At 41.1% G+C, this 21,024-nt stretch carries 17 protein-coding genes and 1 tRNA gene; 9 read left to right on the top strand and 9 right to left on the bottom strand.

What is annotated here, in order from left to right; translation table 11 throughout:
• Window positions 1-7: 7 nt before the first annotated feature.
• The 4 genes from OQX62_RS08225 to OQX62_RS08210 all read right to left on the bottom strand — a co-directional run bounded on the left by OQX62_RS08225 (window position 8) and on the right by OQX62_RS08210 (window position 6,754).
• Window positions 8-1,420, bottom strand: a complete 1,413-nt coding sequence (locus OQX62_RS08225; RefSeq protein WP_265830989.1) for an efflux transporter outer membrane subunit — start codon at window positions 1,418-1,420, stop codon at window positions 8-10.
• A 28-nt stretch (window positions 1,421-1,448) separates the two neighbouring features.
• Entirely contained in the window at window positions 1,449-4,664 is a 3,216-nt protein-coding gene (locus OQX62_RS08220; RefSeq protein ID WP_265830987.1) for an efflux RND transporter permease subunit, read from the bottom strand.
• 6 nt (window positions 4,665-4,670) lie between these two features.
• Window positions 4,671-5,831: an efflux RND transporter periplasmic adaptor subunit gene (locus OQX62_RS08215; RefSeq protein ID WP_265830986.1), complete on the bottom strand. Its 1,161-nt coding sequence runs from the start codon at window positions 5,829-5,831 to the stop codon at window positions 4,671-4,673.
• A gap of 254 nt (window positions 5,832-6,085) precedes the next feature.
• Window positions 6,086-6,754 (bottom strand): GDSL-type esterase/lipase family protein, encoded by a 669-nt coding sequence (locus OQX62_RS08210; protein ID WP_265830985.1) that lies wholly within the window; start codon window positions 6,752-6,754, stop codon window positions 6,086-6,088.
• 267 nt (window positions 6,755-7,021) lie between these two features.
• Here OQX62_RS08210 and OQX62_RS08205 point away from each other — a divergent pair, with 267 nt between their 5' ends.
• The 3 genes from OQX62_RS08205 to OQX62_RS08195 are packed head-to-tail and all read left to right on the top strand — an operon-like array spanning window position 7,022 to window position 9,606.
• Window positions 7,022-7,828 carry an MlaE family ABC transporter permease gene (locus OQX62_RS08205; protein WP_265830984.1) on the top strand — a complete coding sequence of 269 codons (807 nt, stop codon included), beginning with the start codon at window positions 7,022-7,024 and terminating at the stop codon, window positions 7,826-7,828.
• A gap of 5 nt (window positions 7,829-7,833) precedes the next feature.
• Window positions 7,834-8,607, top strand: coding sequence for an ABC transporter ATP-binding protein (locus tag OQX62_RS08200; protein WP_265830983.1), 774 nt, complete (start codon window positions 7,834-7,836; stop codon window positions 8,605-8,607).
• Window positions 8,608-9,606 carry an MlaD family protein gene (locus OQX62_RS08195; protein WP_265830982.1) on the top strand — a complete coding sequence of 333 codons (999 nt, stop codon included), beginning with the start codon at window positions 8,608-8,610 and terminating at the stop codon, window positions 9,604-9,606.
• A 235-nt stretch (window positions 9,607-9,841) separates the two neighbouring features.
• Here OQX62_RS08195 and OQX62_RS08190 read toward each other — a convergent pair whose 3' ends face one another.
• From OQX62_RS08190 to OQX62_RS08175, 4 genes are all read right to left on the bottom strand, one after another.
• Window positions 9,842-10,372, bottom strand: coding sequence for a ferritin (locus OQX62_RS08190; protein WP_265830981.1), 531 nt, complete (start codon window positions 10,370-10,372; stop codon window positions 9,842-9,844).
• A gap of 109 nt (window positions 10,373-10,481) precedes the next feature.
• Window positions 10,482-10,847 (bottom strand): hypothetical protein, encoded by a 366-nt coding sequence (locus OQX62_RS08185; protein WP_265830980.1) that lies wholly within the window; start codon window positions 10,845-10,847, stop codon window positions 10,482-10,484.
• A gap of 128 nt (window positions 10,848-10,975) precedes the next feature.
• Window positions 10,976-11,833, bottom strand: coding sequence for an SDR family oxidoreductase (locus tag OQX62_RS08180; RefSeq protein WP_265830979.1), 858 nt, complete (start codon window positions 11,831-11,833; stop codon window positions 10,976-10,978).
• An 80-nt stretch (window positions 11,834-11,913) separates the two neighbouring features.
• A complete protein-coding gene (locus tag OQX62_RS08175) occupies window positions 11,914-12,816 on the bottom strand; it encodes a helix-turn-helix domain-containing protein (protein WP_265830978.1) in 903 nt (300 codons plus the stop codon).
• A 227-nt stretch (window positions 12,817-13,043) separates the two neighbouring features.
• Between OQX62_RS08175 and OQX62_RS08170 the strand changes: the two genes are divergently transcribed.
• The 5 genes from OQX62_RS08170 (at window position 13,044) to OQX62_RS08150 (ending at window position 16,535) form a co-directional block, all read left to right on the top strand.
• Window positions 13,044-13,130 (top strand) — tRNA-Ser (locus OQX62_RS08170).
• Between the two features lie 285 nt (window positions 13,131-13,415).
• Window positions 13,416-14,627 (top strand): ImmA/IrrE family metallo-endopeptidase, encoded by a 1,212-nt coding sequence (locus tag OQX62_RS08165; RefSeq protein ID WP_265830977.1) that lies wholly within the window; start codon window positions 13,416-13,418, stop codon window positions 14,625-14,627.
• 2 nt (window positions 14,628-14,629) lie between these two features.
• The gene (locus OQX62_RS08160; RefSeq protein WP_265830976.1) at window positions 14,630-15,124 is read left to right on the top strand and encodes a hypothetical protein; all 495 of its coding nucleotides are present in this window, start codon (window positions 14,630-14,632) and stop codon (window positions 15,122-15,124) included.
• Between the two features lie 731 nt (window positions 15,125-15,855).
• Window positions 15,856-16,110, top strand: a complete 255-nt coding sequence (locus tag OQX62_RS08155) for a hypothetical protein (protein WP_265830975.1) — start codon at window positions 15,856-15,858, stop codon at window positions 16,108-16,110.
• Window positions 16,111-16,313: 203 nt separating this feature from the next.
• Window positions 16,314-16,535: a hypothetical protein gene (locus OQX62_RS08150; protein ID WP_265830974.1), complete on the top strand. Its 222-nt coding sequence runs from the start codon at window positions 16,314-16,316 to the stop codon at window positions 16,533-16,535.
• A gap of 21 nt (window positions 16,536-16,556) precedes the next feature.
• Here the strand turns inward: OQX62_RS08150 and OQX62_RS08145 are convergent, their stop codons facing one another.
• Entirely contained in the window at window positions 16,557-17,258 is a 702-nt protein-coding gene (locus tag OQX62_RS08145) for a hypothetical protein (RefSeq protein WP_265830973.1), read from the bottom strand.
• Window positions 17,259-17,895: 637 nt separating this feature from the next.
• On the opposite strand from OQX62_RS08145, the gene OQX62_RS08140 reads away from it, so the two are divergent.
• Window positions 17,896-21,015, top strand: a complete 3,120-nt coding sequence (locus OQX62_RS08140; protein WP_265830972.1) for a SusC/RagA family TonB-linked outer membrane protein — start codon at window positions 17,896-17,898, stop codon at window positions 21,013-21,015.
• Window positions 21,016-21,024: the final 9 nt, after the last annotated feature.

Here is a 21,024-nt window from a genome sequence, read left to right as displayed (position 1 = left end):
AAGAAGCTTACTGTTTCCAGCCACCTCCTAACGCGCGGTAGAGATTGACCACCGCCTGTAACTGCTGGAGTTTGTCACTCACGCTACTCAATTGTGCGGCAAGGAGACTTTGCTCGGAGGTCAGTACGTCCGTATAATTTGTTGCAGAACTGAAACGCAGTAATTCCTGCGTATAGTCCACCGCCTTAACCAAAGCCGCAATTTGTTTGGCTCTCGACTCCTGTTTTTCTACAGCTGTCTGGTATGCATACATCGCATTGGACACTTCCTGACCCGCTACGCGCAAACTTTGCTGAAAGTTATTCAGTGCCTGTAATTGCTGTGATTGTGCAGTGGTGAGCCTCGCTTTGTTCACACCCTGGTTAAATAAGGGCTGTGTTAAACCACCCACCAGGGAATAAAAAATAGAATGATCAAAAAAGTCCTTCAGCTCCAGATTGGAGAAACCACCACTTGCCGTCAATGTGAGGCTGGGGTAAAAATAAGTCCTGGCCAGGTTCGTATTTTCAAAAGATTCCCTGAAGGCAAACTCTGCCTGTTGTACATCAGGCCTGTTCTGTAACAGTTGCGCGGGAACACCTGTGGCCAGTGTTGCCGGAGCAACCTGATCCGCTAAGCTACTGCGGTCGATGCCCCCTGGTGCTTCTCCCAGTAAAATGCTCAATGCATTTTCAGTTTCACGAATGTCCCGTTTGAGGTCCGGAATGGAAACCTCTGCCGCATATCGGTTAGCCTCACTTTGCACCACAGCCGCTCCGGTAACCACAGCACCTTCTTTCAGCGCCTTCATGGTTTCTACACTCTCGATCCTGTTTTTGAGGGTTTCCTGCGTGATGGCCAGCTGCTTGTCCAAAGCCAGCAGATTATAATAGTTGTTGGCAATGTCTGCAATCAGCTGTGTTTGTACTGCTCTTTTTGCAGCGTCCGTCCCCAGGTAACTGGCCAGGGCAGCGCGTTTCGTACTGCTCAGCTTACCCCAGATATCTGCTTCCCAGGTAGTATTGAGCGCGAGTCTGTAGGTATTGGTCAGCGTATTGATATTAATTCCTGCCGGGAAGTTAAGACCTGCCTCCGACTGCTTATTGCGGGTTACATTCGCTTCCACTGCCAGTGTAGGCAGATAGGCCAGTTTTGACTGACGCAGGGTGGCTTGCGACTGTATAATATTCTGTATCGCGTTCTTCAGATCTACATTCTGGTCTATCCCACGCTGAATTAATGCTTTTAGTTTTGCATCAGCAAACAAACTCTGCCATGGCATATCTGCTATAGTCGTAGAATCTGCAGAGGCCTGATCACGGTATAGTCCCTCAGTTTTAACCTCCTCCGGCCGCCTGTAAGTTTTTGTCACCCCACAGGCACTTAAAAAAAGTGCGACGGTCAGCAGTGCAAAAACCTGTTTATTATATTTATGGGTCATCTTATTCTGTTCTAAATTTAAAAATCAGCTACGCTTTAGGCGGTTCAATTAATTTATGTTCCTCTGCTCCTTCGATCCTTTTGGTTTCTTTCACAGTATCATCTTCTTCCTCTTCCTCATCATCTATATCATAACTCGCTTTAGCCGGACCACTGATTTTTTCCTGCAGCGTCTGGAAGATCACAAACAATACCGGAATAATGAATACACCCAGTATTGTACCGATCAGCATACCACCTACTGCACCGGTACCAATTGATTTGTTACCCACGGCACCTGCACCGGTAGAGAACATCAGCGGTAAGAGACCGAAGATAAACGCGAACGATGTCATTAAGATAGGCCTGAAACGTGCTACAGCACCCTCAATGGCCGACTGTACAACTGGCATTCCCTTTCTTCTTCTGTCCAGTGCAAATTCCACAATCAGAATCCCGTTTTTTGCCAGTAATCCGATTAACATGATCAGTGAGATCTGCAGGTAGATATTACTGTTCAGTTTAAAGATGATAGAGAAGAAATAGGCTCCTGCCAATCCGAAAGGTAAGGACAGCAATACTGCAAATGGCAGAATATAACTTTCATACTGTGCACTGAGCAGGAAGTAAACGAAGATCAGACACAAGATAAAGATGAAGATCGTTTCGCTGCCCGAAGCTAATTCTTCCCGCGTCAGACCAGAAAATTCATAACCATAACCCGCTGGCAGTGATGTTGCCGCTACTTCCTGAATCGCTTTAATTGCATCACCGGAACTGAAACCCGGGTTCGGTGCACCCGTAATCGCAATCGAGCTGAATAAGTTGAACCTTGAAATAGATTCCGGGCCAAATACCCTGGTCATTTTCACAAACTCTGTAATCGGCGCCATGGCACCTGCACTGTTTCTCACGAATACCTTGTTCAATCCTTCCGGATTTTTCCTGTATTCCGGACCTGCCTGGATCATGACCCTGTATTGTTTACCAAACTTGTTAAAGTTGGAAGCATATAAACCCCCATAATAACCCTGCATGGTACTCAATACGGAGTTGACAGTTACTCCCGCATCTTTACATTTCTCCAGGTTGATGTCCATCATGTACTGAGGAAAGTTCGGGTTAAATGAAGTCGTACCATACTGGATTTCCTTACGCTCTGCCAGTTTAGCCAGAAAGGCGGTGTTTACTTTAAAAAACTCATCCGTAGTATGTCCACCTTTATCCTGCAACTGGAATTCGAAACCACCACTCTGTCCAAACCCCTGTAAGGTTGGCGGAGAGATGAAGAAAATACTCGCTTCGCGAATTCCTGCTGTTTTGATAAAAAGCTGCTGGATCACATCATCCACACTCCCTTTACGGTCATCCCAGGTTTTCAATTTCAGGATGACCATACTGTAGGCACTACCTGCACCTGCAGTAAAGTTTTGTCCCACGATACGTAAGGTATTCTGCACTTCAGGAATGGTATGCGCAATGCTGTCTACCTGTTTGGCAATCGCCGTAGAGCGCTCCATAGAAGCAGAGGGCGGCAAACTGATGTTTGCAAAAATGGAACCCTGATCTTCTGCCGGTACAAATGCGGAAGGCGTGGTTTTCATCATATAAAACAGCGCGAAACCTGCTATGGCTATTGAAGCCAGTACGATCCACTTTTTGATGGAAAGAAACTCTACCGAACGTTTATATTTATTCGTGATCTTATCAAATGATACGTTAAATGCAGTATAAAAACGCTGCAGGAAACTCTGGTGTTTATGGTCGTCCTTATGCGGTTTTAATAACAATGCACAGAGCGCCGGACTCAGCGTTAAGGCATTAACCGCAGAAAGGATAATGGCCACAGCCAGGGTAATCCCGAACTGCTTGTAAAATACCCCCGTAGATCCGGTGATGAAAGTTACCGGGATAAATACAGCCGCCATTACCAGCGTGATGGAAATAATTGCTCCGGAGATTTCATCCATTGCATCAATCGTTGCCTTTTTAGCAGATTTATAGCCATTATCCAGCTTGGCATGGACGGCCTCCACCACCACAATCGCATCATCCACCACAATACCAATCGCCAGCACCAATGCAAACAGCGTTAAGAGATTGATCGTAAATCCAAAGAGGTTCAGGAAAAAGAAAGTACCTACAATCGCTACCGGCACAGCAATAGCCGGAACCAGCGTTGACCTGAAATCCTGCAGGAAGATGAACACCACAATAAATACCAGTATAAAGGCCTCTATTAAAGTATGGATTACTTTATCGATAGAAGCATCCAGGTTCTCGTTCACATCTACCAGCGTGGTATATTTTACACCTACCGGGAAGCTTTTCGCAGCTTCTTCAATAATTTTTTTCGAATCATTGATCACATCCCTGGCATTGGAACCTGGTGTCTGACTTACCGCCATACCCACGGATTCCTTACCATTGGTACTGATGGTTGAAGAGTAACTTAATGAACCCAGTTCTACTTTAGCCACATCCTTTAAGCGTAACAGCTGACCATTCCCAACTGCTTTGACGATGATGTTCTCAAACTGTGTAGCCGTAGTCAGCCTTCCTTTATATTTGATTACATACTGAAATGCCTGGTCGCCATTTTCACCAAATTTGCCCGGAGCTGCTTCAATATTCTGTTCCGCTAAAGCTGCGGAGATATCACTCGGTATTAAACTGTACTGCTGCATCATTTCCGGTTTTAGCCAGATGCGCATCGAATAATCTTTGGAACCAAATACCGTAGCGTCTCCCACGCCTGTTACCCTTTGAATCTGCGGAACCAGGTTAATTTTCGCGTAGTTTTGCAGGAAAGTCTGGTCATAAGCCTTATCATCACTGTAAAGCGAGAAAATCAATAAGTTACTACTCTGACTTTTCGTTACCGTTACCCCAGCCTGAGTTACCTCAGCAGGCAGGAGGCTGGTCGCCCGCGAAACCCTGTTCTGCACATTTACTGCCGCAAGATCCGGATTGGTTCCTACCTTGAAAAAGATTTTGATACTCGCCGAACCATCATTGGTTGCAGTAGAGGTCATGTAGGTCATGTTCTCCACCCCATTGATCTGCTCTTCCAGCGGGATGACCACACTCTTTAAAACAACATCAGCATTTGCTCCTGTATAGGAAGCAGATACGTTTACTGTTGGTGGTGCGATATCAGGATATTGCGCTATTGGCAATGAAGTAAGTCCCAGTACCCCAAGAATCACGATAATCACCGAGATTACCGTAGAGAGTACTGGTCTCTGTATAAATATTTTAAACATCTGTTCTTATTTTAAATCGGCGTAAACACTCTCTGCCTCCTGCGGCGCTGCCTTGATCTGCGAACCATCTTTCAAAGTCGCCACCCCTTCCAGCACAACCTGGTCGCCCGCCTTTAATCCGCTCTCCACGACAAAGAAATTTCCCGCTGTATTTTGCATGACTGTTACGGTTACATTTTTTGTCTTTCCGTCTTTTCCGACTACCACAGCAAAACGTTTATCCTGTAATTCGAAAGTTGCGCTTTGAGGGATCAGTAAAACATCCTTTAAGTCGTTCGGAATCCTTACTGTCGCGCTGCTACCACTTCGGATAATTCCCTTTGGATTAGGGAAACCTGCCCTGATATTTGCGGAACCGGTTTCGGTATTAATTAAACCATTTACCGTTTCTATTCTGCCCTGCTCAGCATACAGCGAGCCGTCAGACAATAACAGGGAAACCTTTGGCAGTTTCGCTATTTTCTGTGCGAATGAAGTCCCGCTGCTATCCTTTGTGAAGCTCAGCAGTAATTTTTCATTGATTGCAAAATACGCAAATACATTACCTATACTCGATACGGTGGTCATCGGATCTGTGGTTGTTGCGCTCACCAGACTTCCCAGGCGGAAAGGAATAGATCCTACCACACCATTTACCGGACTTTTCACCGTAGTATAACCCAGGTTAGTTTTGGCATTCACCAGGCTGGCATTGGCCTGAGACAAACTTGCCAGTGCAGACTGATAGGTATACTGTGCCGATTCCAGTTCGTATTTACTGACGATGTCTTTTTCTACCAGTGGTCTTACTTTGTTCACCGCCAATTTTGCAGCACTTACTTCTGCCTGTGCACTTTTAATGCTCGCAGCAGCTGTTCTTACTTCCTGTTCGTATTCCGGCGCACTGATTTTAAATAAAGGCTGACCAGCTTTCACTACTGCACCTTCATCGACATATATTTTATCGATATAGCCCTGCACGCGGGGCCTGATCTCTATATTCTGTTGCCCCTGGATACTTGCCGGATAATCTGTGTTCAGTGTGGCAGATCTGGGCTGCAGTGTGAGCACTTTGTATTCCTTCACCTGAGCTGCAGCTCCAGCCTGTGCAGCTTTATCCTGATTATTGCCACATGAGGCAAGAGTTAGTCCTGCAAGCAGAACACCTAAATGTATTGTTGTTTTCATATTTACGCCGCTGGCTGATCTTTTACTTTAATACGTTTTAATGATGTTAACAGATTCTTTGAAAATTAAACCTGATTACCAAACGGCAAAATAGGTACAATTGTGTTCTTATTTGGAAAGAAATAGATGAGCAAGCCAAAATAACCGACGAAGCTCCGGTTTCTTTCGCCCGAATTAATGTGAAAAAGCCCCGGTTGCGGTCTACAATCGGGGCTTCATTATCATATGTATTACAAAGAATTTAATCAGGGGAATTAATCCTTCAGCAAATGCGGGATTAGCAGTTTGTTCCAGATTTTATATCCATCCGCATTCATATGTAACATATCTTCTTTAAATAACTCTGGTCGCATTTTTCCTTTTTTGGTTAACATCGGACGGTATACATCCAAAAAAACAATGTTGTCTGCCGTTTCAATATAGGTTTTGATCAGGGCATTGGCCTCTACTACTTTTGGTAAATGTTCTGCTCTGGAAGGACTGCCTTTGATCGCTATATAAATTACCGGCGTATTTGGCAATCCTGTTCTCAGATGTGTATAGAGTTTTTTGAAGTCTTCAAAGATCTCTGCACCGCCATTAGCCTTGATCACATCGTTCTCTCCTACATAGATCACCACCTGTTTTGGCTGGTAAGGAAAAACAAGATCCTCCAGGTAGCGGTCGGTATCATTAGTCACGGCTCCACCTATTCCCCTGTTCAGCACTACATATTTATTGAAGGTCTTCGCAAAATCTACCCATAAACGGATGGAAGAACTGCCGATGAATAAAATAGGATGCTGAGGCGGACTGTAAACTTTGTCATATCCTTTAATTGCCTGTACGTCGTCATAAAAAGGGGGCTTCTGCTGTGCGCCTGAACTGCCATGCAGGATAAATAATAATGCAGCAATCAATTGCAATTTGTATATCGCTTTCATTCGGAGATCATTTTGGTAAATAGATCTTCAAAGTTATCATTTTTAACAGAAGGCACAATGCACTGTCCGCATACATTTAGCACACATCATACTTTTGTCATAATGAGGTCAGGCGGACATGTTCTATTTCGCTTAAATAGTACATTTGACCAATATGTGGTTTTAGTCAGCGAATAAAAAAAACAATTTCGCTTTTTTTTACTTTGGTATAATATAACAAATAAAATTGCTGATTTAAATTATATTTGGCCGCATCAATAAAAAAGAATGGATCCTAACACAGAGAATCAGAATATCCCGCCGGCAAAACATGTTATCTCCAGGACCCTGGATGACTTTTTTTTCACCGTCTATCATGTATATCAATTTGTACTTCGCTTTTTCAAAGAGGTTTTTCTACCACCATACGAATTTAAAGAGATCATCCACCAGTGTTATGAAGTAGGTTTTAAGTCGCTGCCCCTCATTTCCCTTACCGGTTTTATTACAGGAGTTGTTTTTACCAATCAATCCCGACCTTCACTGGCTAATTTCGGCGCGACGTCCTGGTTACCTTCCCTGATTTCCATTGCCATTGTTCGTGCATTGGCACCTCTGGTTACCGCATTGATTGCCGCAGGTAAGGTAGGTTCCAATATGGGTGCAGAATTGGGCTCCATGAAAGTAACCGAGCAGATTGATGCCATGGAAGTATCCGCCACTAACCCTTTTAAATATTTGGTTGTCAGCAGAATATTAGCTACGACCTTTATGATACCTTTATTGGTGATGTACACTGCTTTTGTGGCCCTGATGGGTGCATTCTTAAGCGTACACAGTAATGAGCAAACCAGTTTTGCGATGTTCTTTTCGCAGGTATTTGATTCTTTGAGTTTCCTGGATCTGTTTAGTACTTCCTTTAAATCTACCGTATTCGGCTTTACCATTGGTGTGGTGGGTTGTTACTGCGGATATAATTCTTCCAAAGGGACTGAAGGTGTGGGTAAGGCAGCCAATGCAGCTGTTGTTGCCGCCATGTTCCTGATCTTTGTAGAAGAAATCGTAATTGTAGCTATTGTTAATGCTTTCCGCTAATTGATATGTTAAAAACTAAGAAAGCAATAGATAAAAATAACTCGGTCATCTCTATCCGTGGATTGCAGAAGGCATTTGGTGATCTCCATATTCTTCGCGGTGTGGATCTGGATGTGTATCAGGGTGAGAACCTGGTGGTCTTAGGACGTTCAGGTACCGGTAAATCTGTACTGATCAAAATCATTTCAGGCCTGCTCCTGCCCGATGAAGGTCAGGTAAATGTGCTCGGAGAAGAAGTAGCGCTGCTGAAATCCAGGGAGCTGATGGCATTACGCCTGAAAGTAGGTTTCTCTTTTCAGAACAGTGCCTTATATGATAGTATGACTGTTCGCCAGAACCTGGAATTTCCTTTAGTCAGAAATTCGAGAAACCTGAAGCGCAGTCAGATCAATGATGAAGTGGAAAGTGTACTAGATGCCGTGGGATTATCACAGACTATCGAGCAGATGCCTTCAGAACTGTCAGGCGGACAACGTAAACGTATAGGTATCGCTAGAACCCTGATCTTAAGGCCAGAAATCATGCTTTATGATGAGCCCACCGCCGGCCTGGATCCTATCACCTGCATTGAAATCAATAGCCTGATCAATGAGGTCCAGGAAAAATATAAAACAACATCTATTATTATTACACATGATTTAACCTGTGCAAAGGAAACTGGCGACAGAATTGCTATGTTATTAGATGGTCAGTTTGCTATACAAGGTACCTTTGATGAGGTATTTGCAAGTGACGATGCACGTGTTCAATCTTTTTACAACTATAATTTCACACAATAAATGAGCGCTTCAGAAAACAAAAGGTCAATCATAGTAGGGTTATTCATCTTTATAGGAATTGTCATTTTCATAGCAGGTGTACTTACCCTTGGCGGAAAACAAAAACGTTTTGTCAGCAGTATCACTTTAAAAGCTATTTTCAACAATGTAAATGGAATACAAGCAGGTAACAATGTCTTCTTTTCAGGAGTAAAAATCGGAACAGTGAGCAAAATTGCCTTTTATGGCAATGCACAGGTGGAAGTGACCATGCATATCGAAGAGGCTTCACAGAAATATATCCACAAAAATTCAATGGCTAAACTGAGCTCTGAGGGTTTTATCGGTAATAAGATGATTGAGATTCTGGGCGGAACAGCCGATGCTCCTGTTGTTGAAGATGGCGACCGTTTAGCTATCGCTGCAGCTTTGGCACCAGAGGATATCATGAAAACTTTGCAGGAGAACAACAAAAACATTCTGGCCATTACAACAGACTTTAAAGAAGTCAGTACAGGCATGCTGCATGGTAAAGGTGCTTTAGGGGCGGTGCTTACAGATTCACTGATGGCCAACCGTTTACGTCAGATGACGATTAACCTTGAAAATGCTTCAGCAAGTACTGCGAGGGTCACAGCTGCTGTGTCTCAATATACCAATAAGCTGAATAACAAAGGTACACTCGCCAATGAGTTACTGACTGATACCGCGGTTTTTGCCAATCTGAAATCAGCCGTAAACAGTTTGAAACAGACTGCTTCTTCTGCAGCACAGATGACCAATAACCTGAACGCGACCAGTAACAAACTGAATTCAGATAAAAATGCCGTAGGCGTATTGTTGAATGATGAAGAGACCGGTGCAAGATTAAAAAGTACAGTAACCAATCTGGAATCGAGTACCAAAAAGCTTGATGAGAATATGGAAGCCTTGCAACATAATTTCCTGCTCAGAGGATTCTTCAGGAAAAAAGCTAAAGCAGAAGCGAAGGAAAAAGAAAAAGTACAGGAACAGAAATAGTTCCTATCAATTTATACTTATACAGCGGCAGCCCGATATTCATCTTATCGGGCTGTTCTTATTTTACAACCGAGTTATCACGATCATTCATCAATTCCTATGAATCAAAATTATAGACATAGTGCAGAAACGAAAATTGTCTGACTGATCCTGGCGGCTGAGAAATATTCTGATATAAAAAAACAGGATGTTATTACTAACATCCTGCCGATATAATTGGTGTGTTTGGTGTCGGTTAAGCTTCGCTGTTGTAAACGATTTTACCAACGTTTTTGTCGATCTGCCATCTTCCTGTACCTTCTTCGCCGATAACTTCGAATAGCTCCAGCGCACGTCTTGCTTTGTATTCTTCTTCACGTTGTTCTTTGAAGAACCAGTTAAGGAATTCGATAGTTACAAAATCCTGCTCTTTGTAGCAATTAGCCGCAATATTTTTCAAAGATTGAGTTACACTGATCTCCTGATCCAATGCTTCTTCAAAAACTTCTTTGAATGAGTTATATTCAATTTTGATGTTTGTTACTTCAGGAGATATAGCAGAACCGCCCATATCCAATACGTATTTATAGATTTTCATCTGGTGCATTCTCTCTTCTTCAGCCTGAAGGAAAAAATAGTCAGATGAGAAATCATAACCGTTTTGATTACACCATGATGCCATTGCTAAATAAGCAGATGATGATTGAGCTTCTTTTTTTATTTGTTGATTCAAAAGCGCTTCAACCTCTGTAGAGAGTAAACACTTTACGCGAATGATATCTTTCATATGCTTGATATTAAATTATTGTCGATTTATCTATAACAAAAGTAGTGCTATAAATTAATATACAAGAATTAAGCAGAAATATGGAAAGATTCTAAATCTAAAGAAAGGATTATGCGCTAAGACGATATACCCTGTCGTGCAGTATGCGGTTCAGTTCGAGCATGACAAAAGTGCCTTCAAGCAGCTCTTTAAAGGCTATAATTTCTAACAATGTTAATACATAACAATGATCGCAGGCGCAGATAAAAACAATTTCAAGATCAGGCGTTAATTCTGAACTTAACAACAATGCTTCGATATCTATATGGTAAACCGCCTTTCTCAGCTTCATCATGCAACGGTAATCAAAACGTGCCATTTTACCTGCAAAATCTACATACCAGCAATTTTCTCTGTCAGATTGAAATACAGCACCATTAACGGTCTGAAAAACTTCTACGAAATCAACTAAAGGTGCGGTAGCTATGTTTTGCATGTATTGATATAGATTATAATGCAAATATTAGCATTATTTAGACTTGCTACAAATAAAATGCAAAATAATTTATAATAATTAAAGATAAGGCCCGCATGCCCTGCTCAACACACGGACCCTTATCTGATTTAAGCATTTACCTGCTCAAAAGCTGTTGAGGTTGCCAGATTTTCCCATGCATCCATATCCTGTTGCACAGTCAGTATTTTCTGATCGGCCAGATCATAGGCATCCTGACCTAAGAATAAATGTACAGGCGGATTTTCAGCATCAGCTACTTTGATCAGTACAGCTGCCGCTTTTTCAGGGTCGCCCTGCTGATTTCCATTGATACCTTCCTGATGTGCATTTTGTGATGCTCTTACAGCAGCGTAGGCAGTGATAGGATTTTCAGGTACGCCAAGCGATCCGTTGGTCAGGAAGCTGGTTCTGAAATACCCTGGCTGCACTACCGTTACCTTAATGCCAAATTCTTTAACTTCCGCAGCGAGTGATTCTGATAGTCCCACGACCGCAAATTTCGTGGCGCAATAGATACCGAAACCCGGAAAATCGCCAAAGAATCCCCCCACTGAGGCAATATTGAAGATGTGTCCTGATTGCTGTGCTCTCAGGTAAGGCATTGTTGTTCTGATTACATTTAATGCACCGAAAACATTCACTTCAAAGTTTTCTCTCGATTCTTTGTCGCTCAGTTCCTCGAGACTTCCAACCAAACCATAACCGGCATTATTGACTACAACATCCAGTTGACCAAATGAAGCTACTGTAGCATCGACAGAAGCTTTCACACTGGTTTCATCTTTAAGGTTTACAGCTAAAGGAAGAAAGTTCGGCAGATCCTCTCCTACTGCTTTTTTCAGCTCATCAATGTTTCTTGAAGTTGCAGCGACTTTGTGTCCTGCCGTTAATAATTGTTTTACTAAACTTAATCCCAGGCCTTTAGAGGCACCCGTGATATACCATACTTTTTGTTGCTTGTCCATATTTGTTTGAATTTATAGGACAAATTTACGCGCAGTGGATACCCTTTAAATTACAACATTCAAGCGTATGATTGCTAAATTCAAACATTCCTGAAATAGCCTGGAGTAATTGATGTTTGCTTTTTGAAAAAATTATTGAAATGAGCGGCTTCTTCAAAACCCAGGCAATATCCGATCTCCGAAACGTTCCAGTCTGTATGCTTCAGTAAAGACTTTGCTTCTGTCACCAAACGCTCTGAGATCAGGTGTGTAGTGGTTTTTCCGGTCGTTTCTCTGACAGATCTGTTCAGGTGGTTAACGTGGACGGCCAGTTTGTCTGCGAAATCTTTAGCAGAACGCATGGAGAAGCGCTGCGATGGTGTTTCAATCGGGAACTGTCTCTCCAGCAATTCAGTAAATACAGCAGTGATACGTGATTTTGCATCAGGGTGCTGATAAAGGTTTTCTGAGGGTTGAGATTTTAATGCATAATGTGTAAGTTCTGTTACATAATTTCTCAGCAGATCATATTTAAAGGCATAGTCTCCATTGATTTCTTCCAGCATTTTTTCAAATATGCCGGAAACAGCTCCTTCCTGCTGGTCATTCAGTACGAAAGCAGGCTTTCCGCCCGGGCTGAACATAGGTAGCTCATTCAGGCTACCACGAATCTTTTCAGTGAAAAATGATTCTGTAAAGATGCAGAAATAACCAGAGCTCTCTCCTGAGAGCGTTTGAAAAGTATAAGGTACGTTGGGATTGAAAAAGATAAGCGTTGTTCCATTCACCTCCAGTGTTTTATCAGCATAATGATACAGGTGATTACCACGGATCAGACAGGTTTTATAATAGTCCCGGCGGCTATAAGCTATTGGCTGTGCGCCGGGCTGTGCACAATCTTCTAAACGGAATACGTTAAAGTGGCCTACACCGTCCGCCAGATTTTCCGGGACTGCATCAAACTTCTGCTGATAAAAATTCTCCAATGTTTCTGTCTTTTTCATGGCAATGAAATTAAGGATGGCTTTGTGATATAAGATCACAAATTTAAACGTATCGGGCGTAATATAATTACAGCAATCAAACCATTCATTGTAAAATTCAAACATTATGCGATCTATGAGCTGCTTAATAAGGTATCAAATAAAAAAATCTCCTTCATAATGAGTGTTTTAAGCGATTTCTCTGAATCCGGCTTTGCAGGAATGCACTTTAATTGTACTTTTGTCGCGGAGAGTTGGCAGAGTGGTCGATTGCGGCAGTCTTGAAAACTGTTGACTTGTAACAGGGTCCGCGGGTTCGAATCCCCCACTCTCCGCTGGTTTCATCAAAGAAACAATGAAAAACCTGCAAACGTAAGATTGCAGGTTTTTTTTTGATACTAATCTGTATCGTTCACTAAATCCCCGGAAACGTATGCACCCATTGATGGAATTTCAAATTATTCATAATTATGTTTAGATTATTATTTGAAGCATTATAAAATAAGGCATCTTTTACATCTATATACCCCAATCTGCCGTCAATAAATGTTATGTAAAATTACATAACATTTATTTAATACGCTCTTTAGTTACTATATTTGCTCTGTAATTATACATATATGAGCGATCAAGGTTTTATTAATGAATTTTATAAACTACTGAATCCGGCCGATCCATGGACTGAGTCAACAGACAGTTTAAAAGCAATTTTCGAGACCAAACTTCAGCAATACGGATTGACAACTAACCAAGCAGAGAAATTATTGTCTATGCAAAAAAGAACACTTGAAGGCATATTGGATAGATCTGCAAAAAGAGTAGATGTTGTGAGTTTGCTCAAACTAGGACAGTTTCTAGGATTGAATACAGATACCTTATTCAAGATCTTCCTCAAAGAAGCCCCACATGATATCGTTGGCGAATTGGAAGATGCAAAAAGAAAAAGCTTTATTGTTTCAAATTTTGATGTAAAAAATCTTTATAAATCCGGTTTCATCAAATCAAAGAGTGATTTTGATGAAATTGAAAAAAGGATCGTCAATTATTTCGGGTTTAACTCAATTTACCAATATGCGACAAAAATTTATATACCGGCCTTCAGTAAAACAAAAAGGAGCGCCAACCTTTTGATGAAAAAATTCTGGGTACGCTCCGCATATTCACATTTTGAAAAGATAAACAACCCAAACCCCTTTAACCGTACGGCACTAGTTGACCTGATCCCCAAGATTAGGCCTTACACGATGAATGTAGAATCAGGCCTAAAAGTTGTTAGCCAAGCTTTATTCAACGCTGGAGTAACCGTAATTTACCAACCACACTTACCTACTACCCAGGTACGGGGAGCTACTTTTGTGATCAACGGAAAACCAAGTATAGTACTTACTGACCTCAACCAGCGTTATGCCAGCATCTGGTTTGCACTCATGCATGAGCTATACCATGTATTGTATGACATGGAAGAAATTGAGAAACAAATCTTTCACCTGACAGGAGAGCCGGATTTATTCCTTTTACAGGAAGACCAGGCAAATGACTTTTCCAGAGAATACCTGTTTGGCAAAGAAAAAGTCAAATACATAAGAGCTTACATCGACAGCCCTGTGGTAGTAGAGCAATTCGCTAAAAAAAATCAGGTTCACCCTTCATTAGTCTATACCTACTATTGTTACGACAGTGAAGCGGAGGGAAAAGGAAGTTATTGGGCAAAATACTATAACCATCAACCCGACGTGAAGAAGGCTCTTCACGAACTCAACGTCAATACTTTTGATAAGGAGAGTATCGATGACACCGTTAAATATTTAAATGAATTTGTTTTCAATATCTAGATATGGCAAAAAAAGACAAGAATACCGGCAAAAAGTCTAAGGCAGAACTAGCCAAGGAAGAAGAAAAACTCAGAATATTAGCCAGAACTGATGAAGTTAAGGGCGAGCAGATTGTATTTACAAATGAGGGTGAAACCAAGACGCAGCCGGAAATTAAAGACTTCAGTAATCTAAATACTGAAAATCCGGAACATAAGTTTGATCTATATTACAAAGGGATACAGCGGTTACTAATTATTAATCTGCCGAAAGGAAAGCTACATGAGACATCGAGAAAATATATCTACGAAGAAAAGAATACTTTTTTGACGCGGGGCAAGCGGATTAATAAAAAAGGAATTCGTGGAGCCGATGGTCGCATGGGTTACATAAGTGATGCAGAAGAAATGCTGCAGATCGTGATGGACTGGATAATGCAAAACGGATCAATGGTTGAATTGTATAATACCATACGGGATTTGAACGTCAGCAAGGGATATGGTACTCCGCTTCCATAAAGCAGAAATGGAATTAAACCTTACTCACAATAAAGCCATTCATAAACGGATGGCTTTATTTTTAATAATTAATTAACACAACTAAATTAAATGGAGCGTCGTAAATTCTGCAATTTGCTTCTATCAGATTCTGATAGAATGCTTTGATTTTCCATCAAATAAAACGAATAGAGCAGTAATAATAAAAGATACTCATCAGAGCATTATATCATCAATTATTTCTAGTATTTTCTAAGTATTATGCTGGTATTCGTTTCGTTCTACACCTAACCAGTCTCGAAGTATAGCTTTATATATCATTTTAACACTTAGATATTGATTACTTATATATCTTTGAGAACCATCAAATTTATAAAGTAGTACAATACATTCTTTTCCATTCAACTTAAGTTTGGTATAATCTTCAAATTCAAAAAATTAAATACACCGGGATTAAAATGCCATCTAAGCATAAATTGATAATTTTAATACTTCACGTGATAGGATTATTCTTCGCCTACGGCAGCTTAAGTATATTCATGTTTCTATTAGTCCAACTACGGATTCCCATGTTTATGATTATGAACAGCAACGCTTACTCAGCAGGAGTATTAATAGGTTTGCCAATAATCGGGATCACAATTATTTATAGCAGTAAATACTTGTTAAGTACAGTCTTAGTTTATTTGTATTTATTATTGTGGCTGGCGACGGTTGTTAAAATAATATTCTTCACCTGGTAACTGAAACTTATGAATAAACAATTGACTATTTACAACGATTGGATCGAATTATTAGAGCTTGCTGACAATGGGGTCAATACGGCCCAATATGAAGTCGCTAACAATTTTGATTTTGGACTAGTCATAAAGGAAAATAAGATTGTTGAAGAAAATCATACAATGGCATTTAAGTGGTATCATAAGGCTTGCGTAAATGGAAATACTGACGCGATTATACGCCTCGCTGATTTTTTAAGTGAAGGAATTTATTGTAAACAAATTTAGAATTAGCAATTGAACTTTATAAAAAAGGAATTAATAATGGTCAGGGTTTAGCTGCAAATAATCTGGCTACGCTGTATAGAGATCAGCAAGATTGTAAAAAAGCATTTGAGCTTTATCAGGTTGCACCGCGCCTTGATAATTCTTGTTCATTGTCTTTAACCATTTGCTATTATTTTGGTATTGGAACAGAAAAGAATGTCGGTATGTCATTTGAACTATTAAATAATATCTCAAATGATGTACCGACAGCAGCAAATTGCCAATACGACATCGACGAGGCAAACTATTTCTTGGCTAAAATCTATTTAGATGGAGAAATAGTCGAAAAATCTATTCACATGGCACGTGCCTTTTTGAAGCTTGCAAATACAGATGATGATCACCGTTCAGCCCAAAATCTTTTGGTAATCATTGGAGAAATTTAGATCCCTTACTTAAACATCAAGCTATAACCACCAAAAATTAATTGCGGCTCCTTTATTCTCAATAATTACAGGATCTTGCATTTTATTTTTTAAAGCAACATCCAACCAACCATTCCTCCAGTATTTTTTCGAGACATTAAAATGTTCAGCACCGATATCAAAGTCACAATTTGAGCTTGGAACACGGTAATCTGCCCAGTTACATTTTTTAATAACCTTTCCTTCATATATCTTCCATAATCCTACAAAGGCGTTATTAAAATAACCATCCGAAGTAATATCTATATCATCATAGACTATTATATTGCTGTTATCCAGATACCACTTTGTCTTGACTACGCCGTAAAAGGTACCGGCATGTTTTTCGTTTTTATCCTCAAAAAACTCATATTTGGCAGTTAAAATTCCCTGAGTTTTTGACTCGCCTTTAAATTCGTCATTTATACCAAAATTGTTTCTTTTGGATTCTTTTATATTGCCAATTGTAATCTTCCCTTTAAAGGTACAAACATTTTCCTTCACACTAGATTTGCCTGTTATTAGATATTCCTTTGGATTATTGGGGTTCTTAAGAGCCGTTAAGATTTTGATTAAGATCCTTTGATGTTCATCGCCGATTATTCCGTAAACAAGTTCATTATTCGTCTTGAGCCAAAGATCGGAAAAGTTATAGCTAATGAACTGTTGAGTTCTGTCTGCGGAAATAATCTTTTCATTATTCATAATATCAGTTCGACAAATTGTCTGCGCCCATGAATGAATTGATGACAACATGAATAATAAGATTAGGTTATATTTCATACTAATAGCCCTTTGTTAATGCTTTAAATATAAGAATGTCGATTAAAATATACAACCAGATTTATTCATCATCAACGAAAATAACCCAGACCATTTGCTATGTAAACATTCCTTCGCTAAAGCAGAAAAAAGAATTATACCTCCTATTTATTTAAGCACCTACTGCAATTAAACCGTCAATTCAAATCACCATATATTTTATTCCCTATTTAAAACTATCAGTGCTGCCTGGTGTTGCGATTTTATTAAAACACTGGCAATCAACCATTGTATCAATCAACGATTTTACGCATGTCCACAATTCTTACAGTTTTAGCTTCAATTTTTATATCCGGGCTGCATTGATTTAGCCAAATTTGCCTTAACCATTAACAGCAATGTGATGGCAGGAACTAACCAGACATTAAACAAAAAAGAAACATGAAAAGGGTAACCTAAACGTCTCCATACGCTATTCCCCGGCGTACACTTTTACTATTTATTCTAACCAACCAAATGTAAATCAATTATGAAACAAGAAATTTTACTCTGTGTAATTCGGATTCATCGCGTCATAAATTTGAAGAAATTCCTATTTATGCCGCTCGTATTAGCCTTCATCCTGCCGGCATATGATGGGCGCGCTACCGAAAACAAAACCCTTAAACATTACCGGCAACAAGCCGACATTGTAGTGACCGGTGTTGTCAAATCTGCCACGGGAGAAACCCTTCCGGGTGTTTCCGTAAGTATTAAAGGAACGACCAAAGTTGTCACGACCAACGTAGACGGGAGGTACAGTATTTCCGCTCCGGAAAACGCTACCCTAATATTTACCATTATAGGTTTCACCACTAAAGAATCGGCCGTAAATGGCACAACTGTCATTAATGTAACATTGGAAGAGTCGAACACCGCACTGAACGAAGTGGTGGTAATTGGTTACCAGACTGTTCGCAGACGGGATTTGACTGGTGCAACAGGCCTGATCAACACCACCAATACGGACAGATTAGTTGCGAGATCATTACCAGAAGCCTTACAAGGCCAGACACCTGGTGTGACGGTCAGAAATGGTGGTGCTCCGGGACAGGAAGCGGTAGTGAATATCCGGGGACTGGCTACTTTTGGGAATGCCAATCCATTATATGTGATAGATGGTATGTTTGCTGATCCCAATACTACAGTAAGCCCGAATGACATCGAGAGCATTCAGGTGTTGAAAGATGCGTCCGCAGCAGCAATTTACGGATCCAGAGCGGGTAACGGTGTGGTGATCATCACCACGAGAAAAGGAAAATCAGGTCCTGCCAAGATCTCAGCAAGTTCCAGATACAGTATTGCCACCATACCCAAAAGGTATGAAATGATGAATGGTCCTGAATATGCAGCAACCAATGCGCGTGCTTATCTCGCCTCAGGTCTGGCGATGCAGCCGGGAGTTGTTGGCTATAACGGTAGTGTAGATACCAACTGGGGCGATGAATTACTCAGAACAGGATCTGTACAGGATTATAATGCCAGCATCTCCGGTGGTGGAAATAACTCTAATTACCTGGTTTCCGCAGGATATTTCAGGGACGAGGGAACTTTGATTGGCAGAAGCTTCGAACGCTTCTCTATGCGGATCAACACAGAAGCCACAAAAGGACGATTTAAATTTGGGGAAAACATTGCGATATCTTCTTCAACTGCACAGGCACCTTTCCAGGGTGGTTTTGCTGAAGGCAATCCATGGTATGACATGTGGACCAGTGCTCCGATAATCCCGGTGCAAAGCAACAGCCTGATCAGTGCCGGTAATCCGGGTGGATGGGGTTATGGACAAAATGGAAATATCAATACATTTTCCCGTAATCAGGTGGCCATAGCTAATATCACTTCGTCAAAGTCGAACTATGCTAAGATCATCGGTAATGCGTTTGTTGACTTTAAGATCATTGAAGGCTTAAATTATAAGTTCAATGTGGGTCTGGAAACAAGCTTCGATAAGAATAAATCAATCAGAAGGGACGGATCATGGTACCAGGGTCAATCGCCTGATTTTAGCAGGCTGACGGATAACCGTAACCAGTTTCTGAATTATCTGCTGGAACATACGGTGAACTTCAACCGTACCTTTAATAAACACAGTATCAATGGAGTGGTGGGTTATACGGAACAAACCACGCAGATTGACAATACCCTGGGTAGCGGATTGAAATTAGCTCAGTTTGGGGGTAATTATTTCACTACACTCAACTCGACCAGTGGCATCAGCGGAGACAGATCTTCGTCAGGAAGCCTCACCAGATTTTTATTAAACTCTTATCTGGGCCGTGTAAATTATACTTATAATGATAAATACCTGGCAACTTTTACTTTCAGGGCGGATAAGGATTCCCGCTTCTCTCCTAAGTACAGAACAGGGTATTTCCCTTCGGCGGCATTAGGATGGAGAATTTCTAAGGAGGATTTTTTCAAAGTTGATTGGATTTCAGATTTAAAACTTCGTGGTTCATATGGCGTATTGGGTGTAAACACTTTGGCGGCTTATCAGTTTACAGGCTTCTTAAACCAGGCACCATTGGCCGTTTTCGGACCTGGTCAGCAGGTATATGCCGGTGCCACACAAGCCAAGCTTGCATTTGAAGACCTGAGATGGGAAAAGAAAAAAGTAACCAACATCGGTCTGGATGCTGCAATGTTCAATAATCGCTTCACGGCTGCAATTGATGTATTCAGGTCTGTATCCAGCGATGTATTGGTTGGACAACCCCTACCGCAGTACCTCGGCAATCTGCAGGGTGACCCTATCGTGAACATCGGATCAATAGAGAACAAAGGTTTTGAAATTGCTTTAGGTTATAAACCTGCTGCGAGCGGCAAGTTTAAATGGGATGTTGCGGCAAACCTGAGCGTGATCAGAAACAAGGTGCTGGAGTTGGGTAATCTGGGCGTTGATCTCGCCACAGGATTACAGCGGACTTATATTCAATCCGGAAACACCAGAACGCAGGTTGGTCGTTCCATAGGTGAATATTATGTGCTGACAACTGACGGAATTTTCCAGAATCAGGCAGAGATTGACGCACATAAGGCACAGGCAGCTTATGCAAAACCAGGAGACATCAGGTACAAGAACCTGTCTGACAGAGGTACGAACGACGATATCAATGAGTTCGACAGAACTTATGCAGGATCGCCTTTCCCTAAATTCACCACAGGACTGCAGTTCAATTCGAGCTACAATAATGTAACCCTTTCTGTTCAGTTGTATGGGTCATTCGGACAAAAACTATATAATGATGTGTTGCGCGAATTAGATAGTTACGGGGATGCCAATTACAGAAAGGAAATCAATCCCTGGACACCCACAAACACAGACACTGAATTTCCAAGACTGGGCTATTTATCTTCTCCTGACAGAGGGATTAATTCCAATGCCAGGGGAGACAGCGACAGATGGATAGAGGATGGTTCGTTTTTAAGGTTAAGAAATGTGGAACTGGGCTACAGCCTGCCTTCCAAATGGTTATCAAAAGCGAGCGTTGGCAATGCGCGTGTATATGTAAGTGCACAAAATTTATTCACCATCACCAAATATAAAGGACTGGATCCCGATGTGGTTGGCGCCAATGTAAACCTCGAACCGGGGGTAGACAATGGCAATTATCCAGCCTCACGTATTATTTCATTTGGTCTAAGTGTAGGTTTTTAATCATCAAAA

The organism is Pedobacter sp. MR2016-24 (genome assembly GCF_026239655.1).
Taxonomy (GTDB): domain Bacteria; phylum Bacteroidota; class Bacteroidia; order Sphingobacteriales; family Sphingobacteriaceae; genus Pedobacter.
The sequence above is the reverse complement of the archived record's forward strand: the minus strand, read 5'-3'. Positions and strand labels throughout refer to the sequence as shown.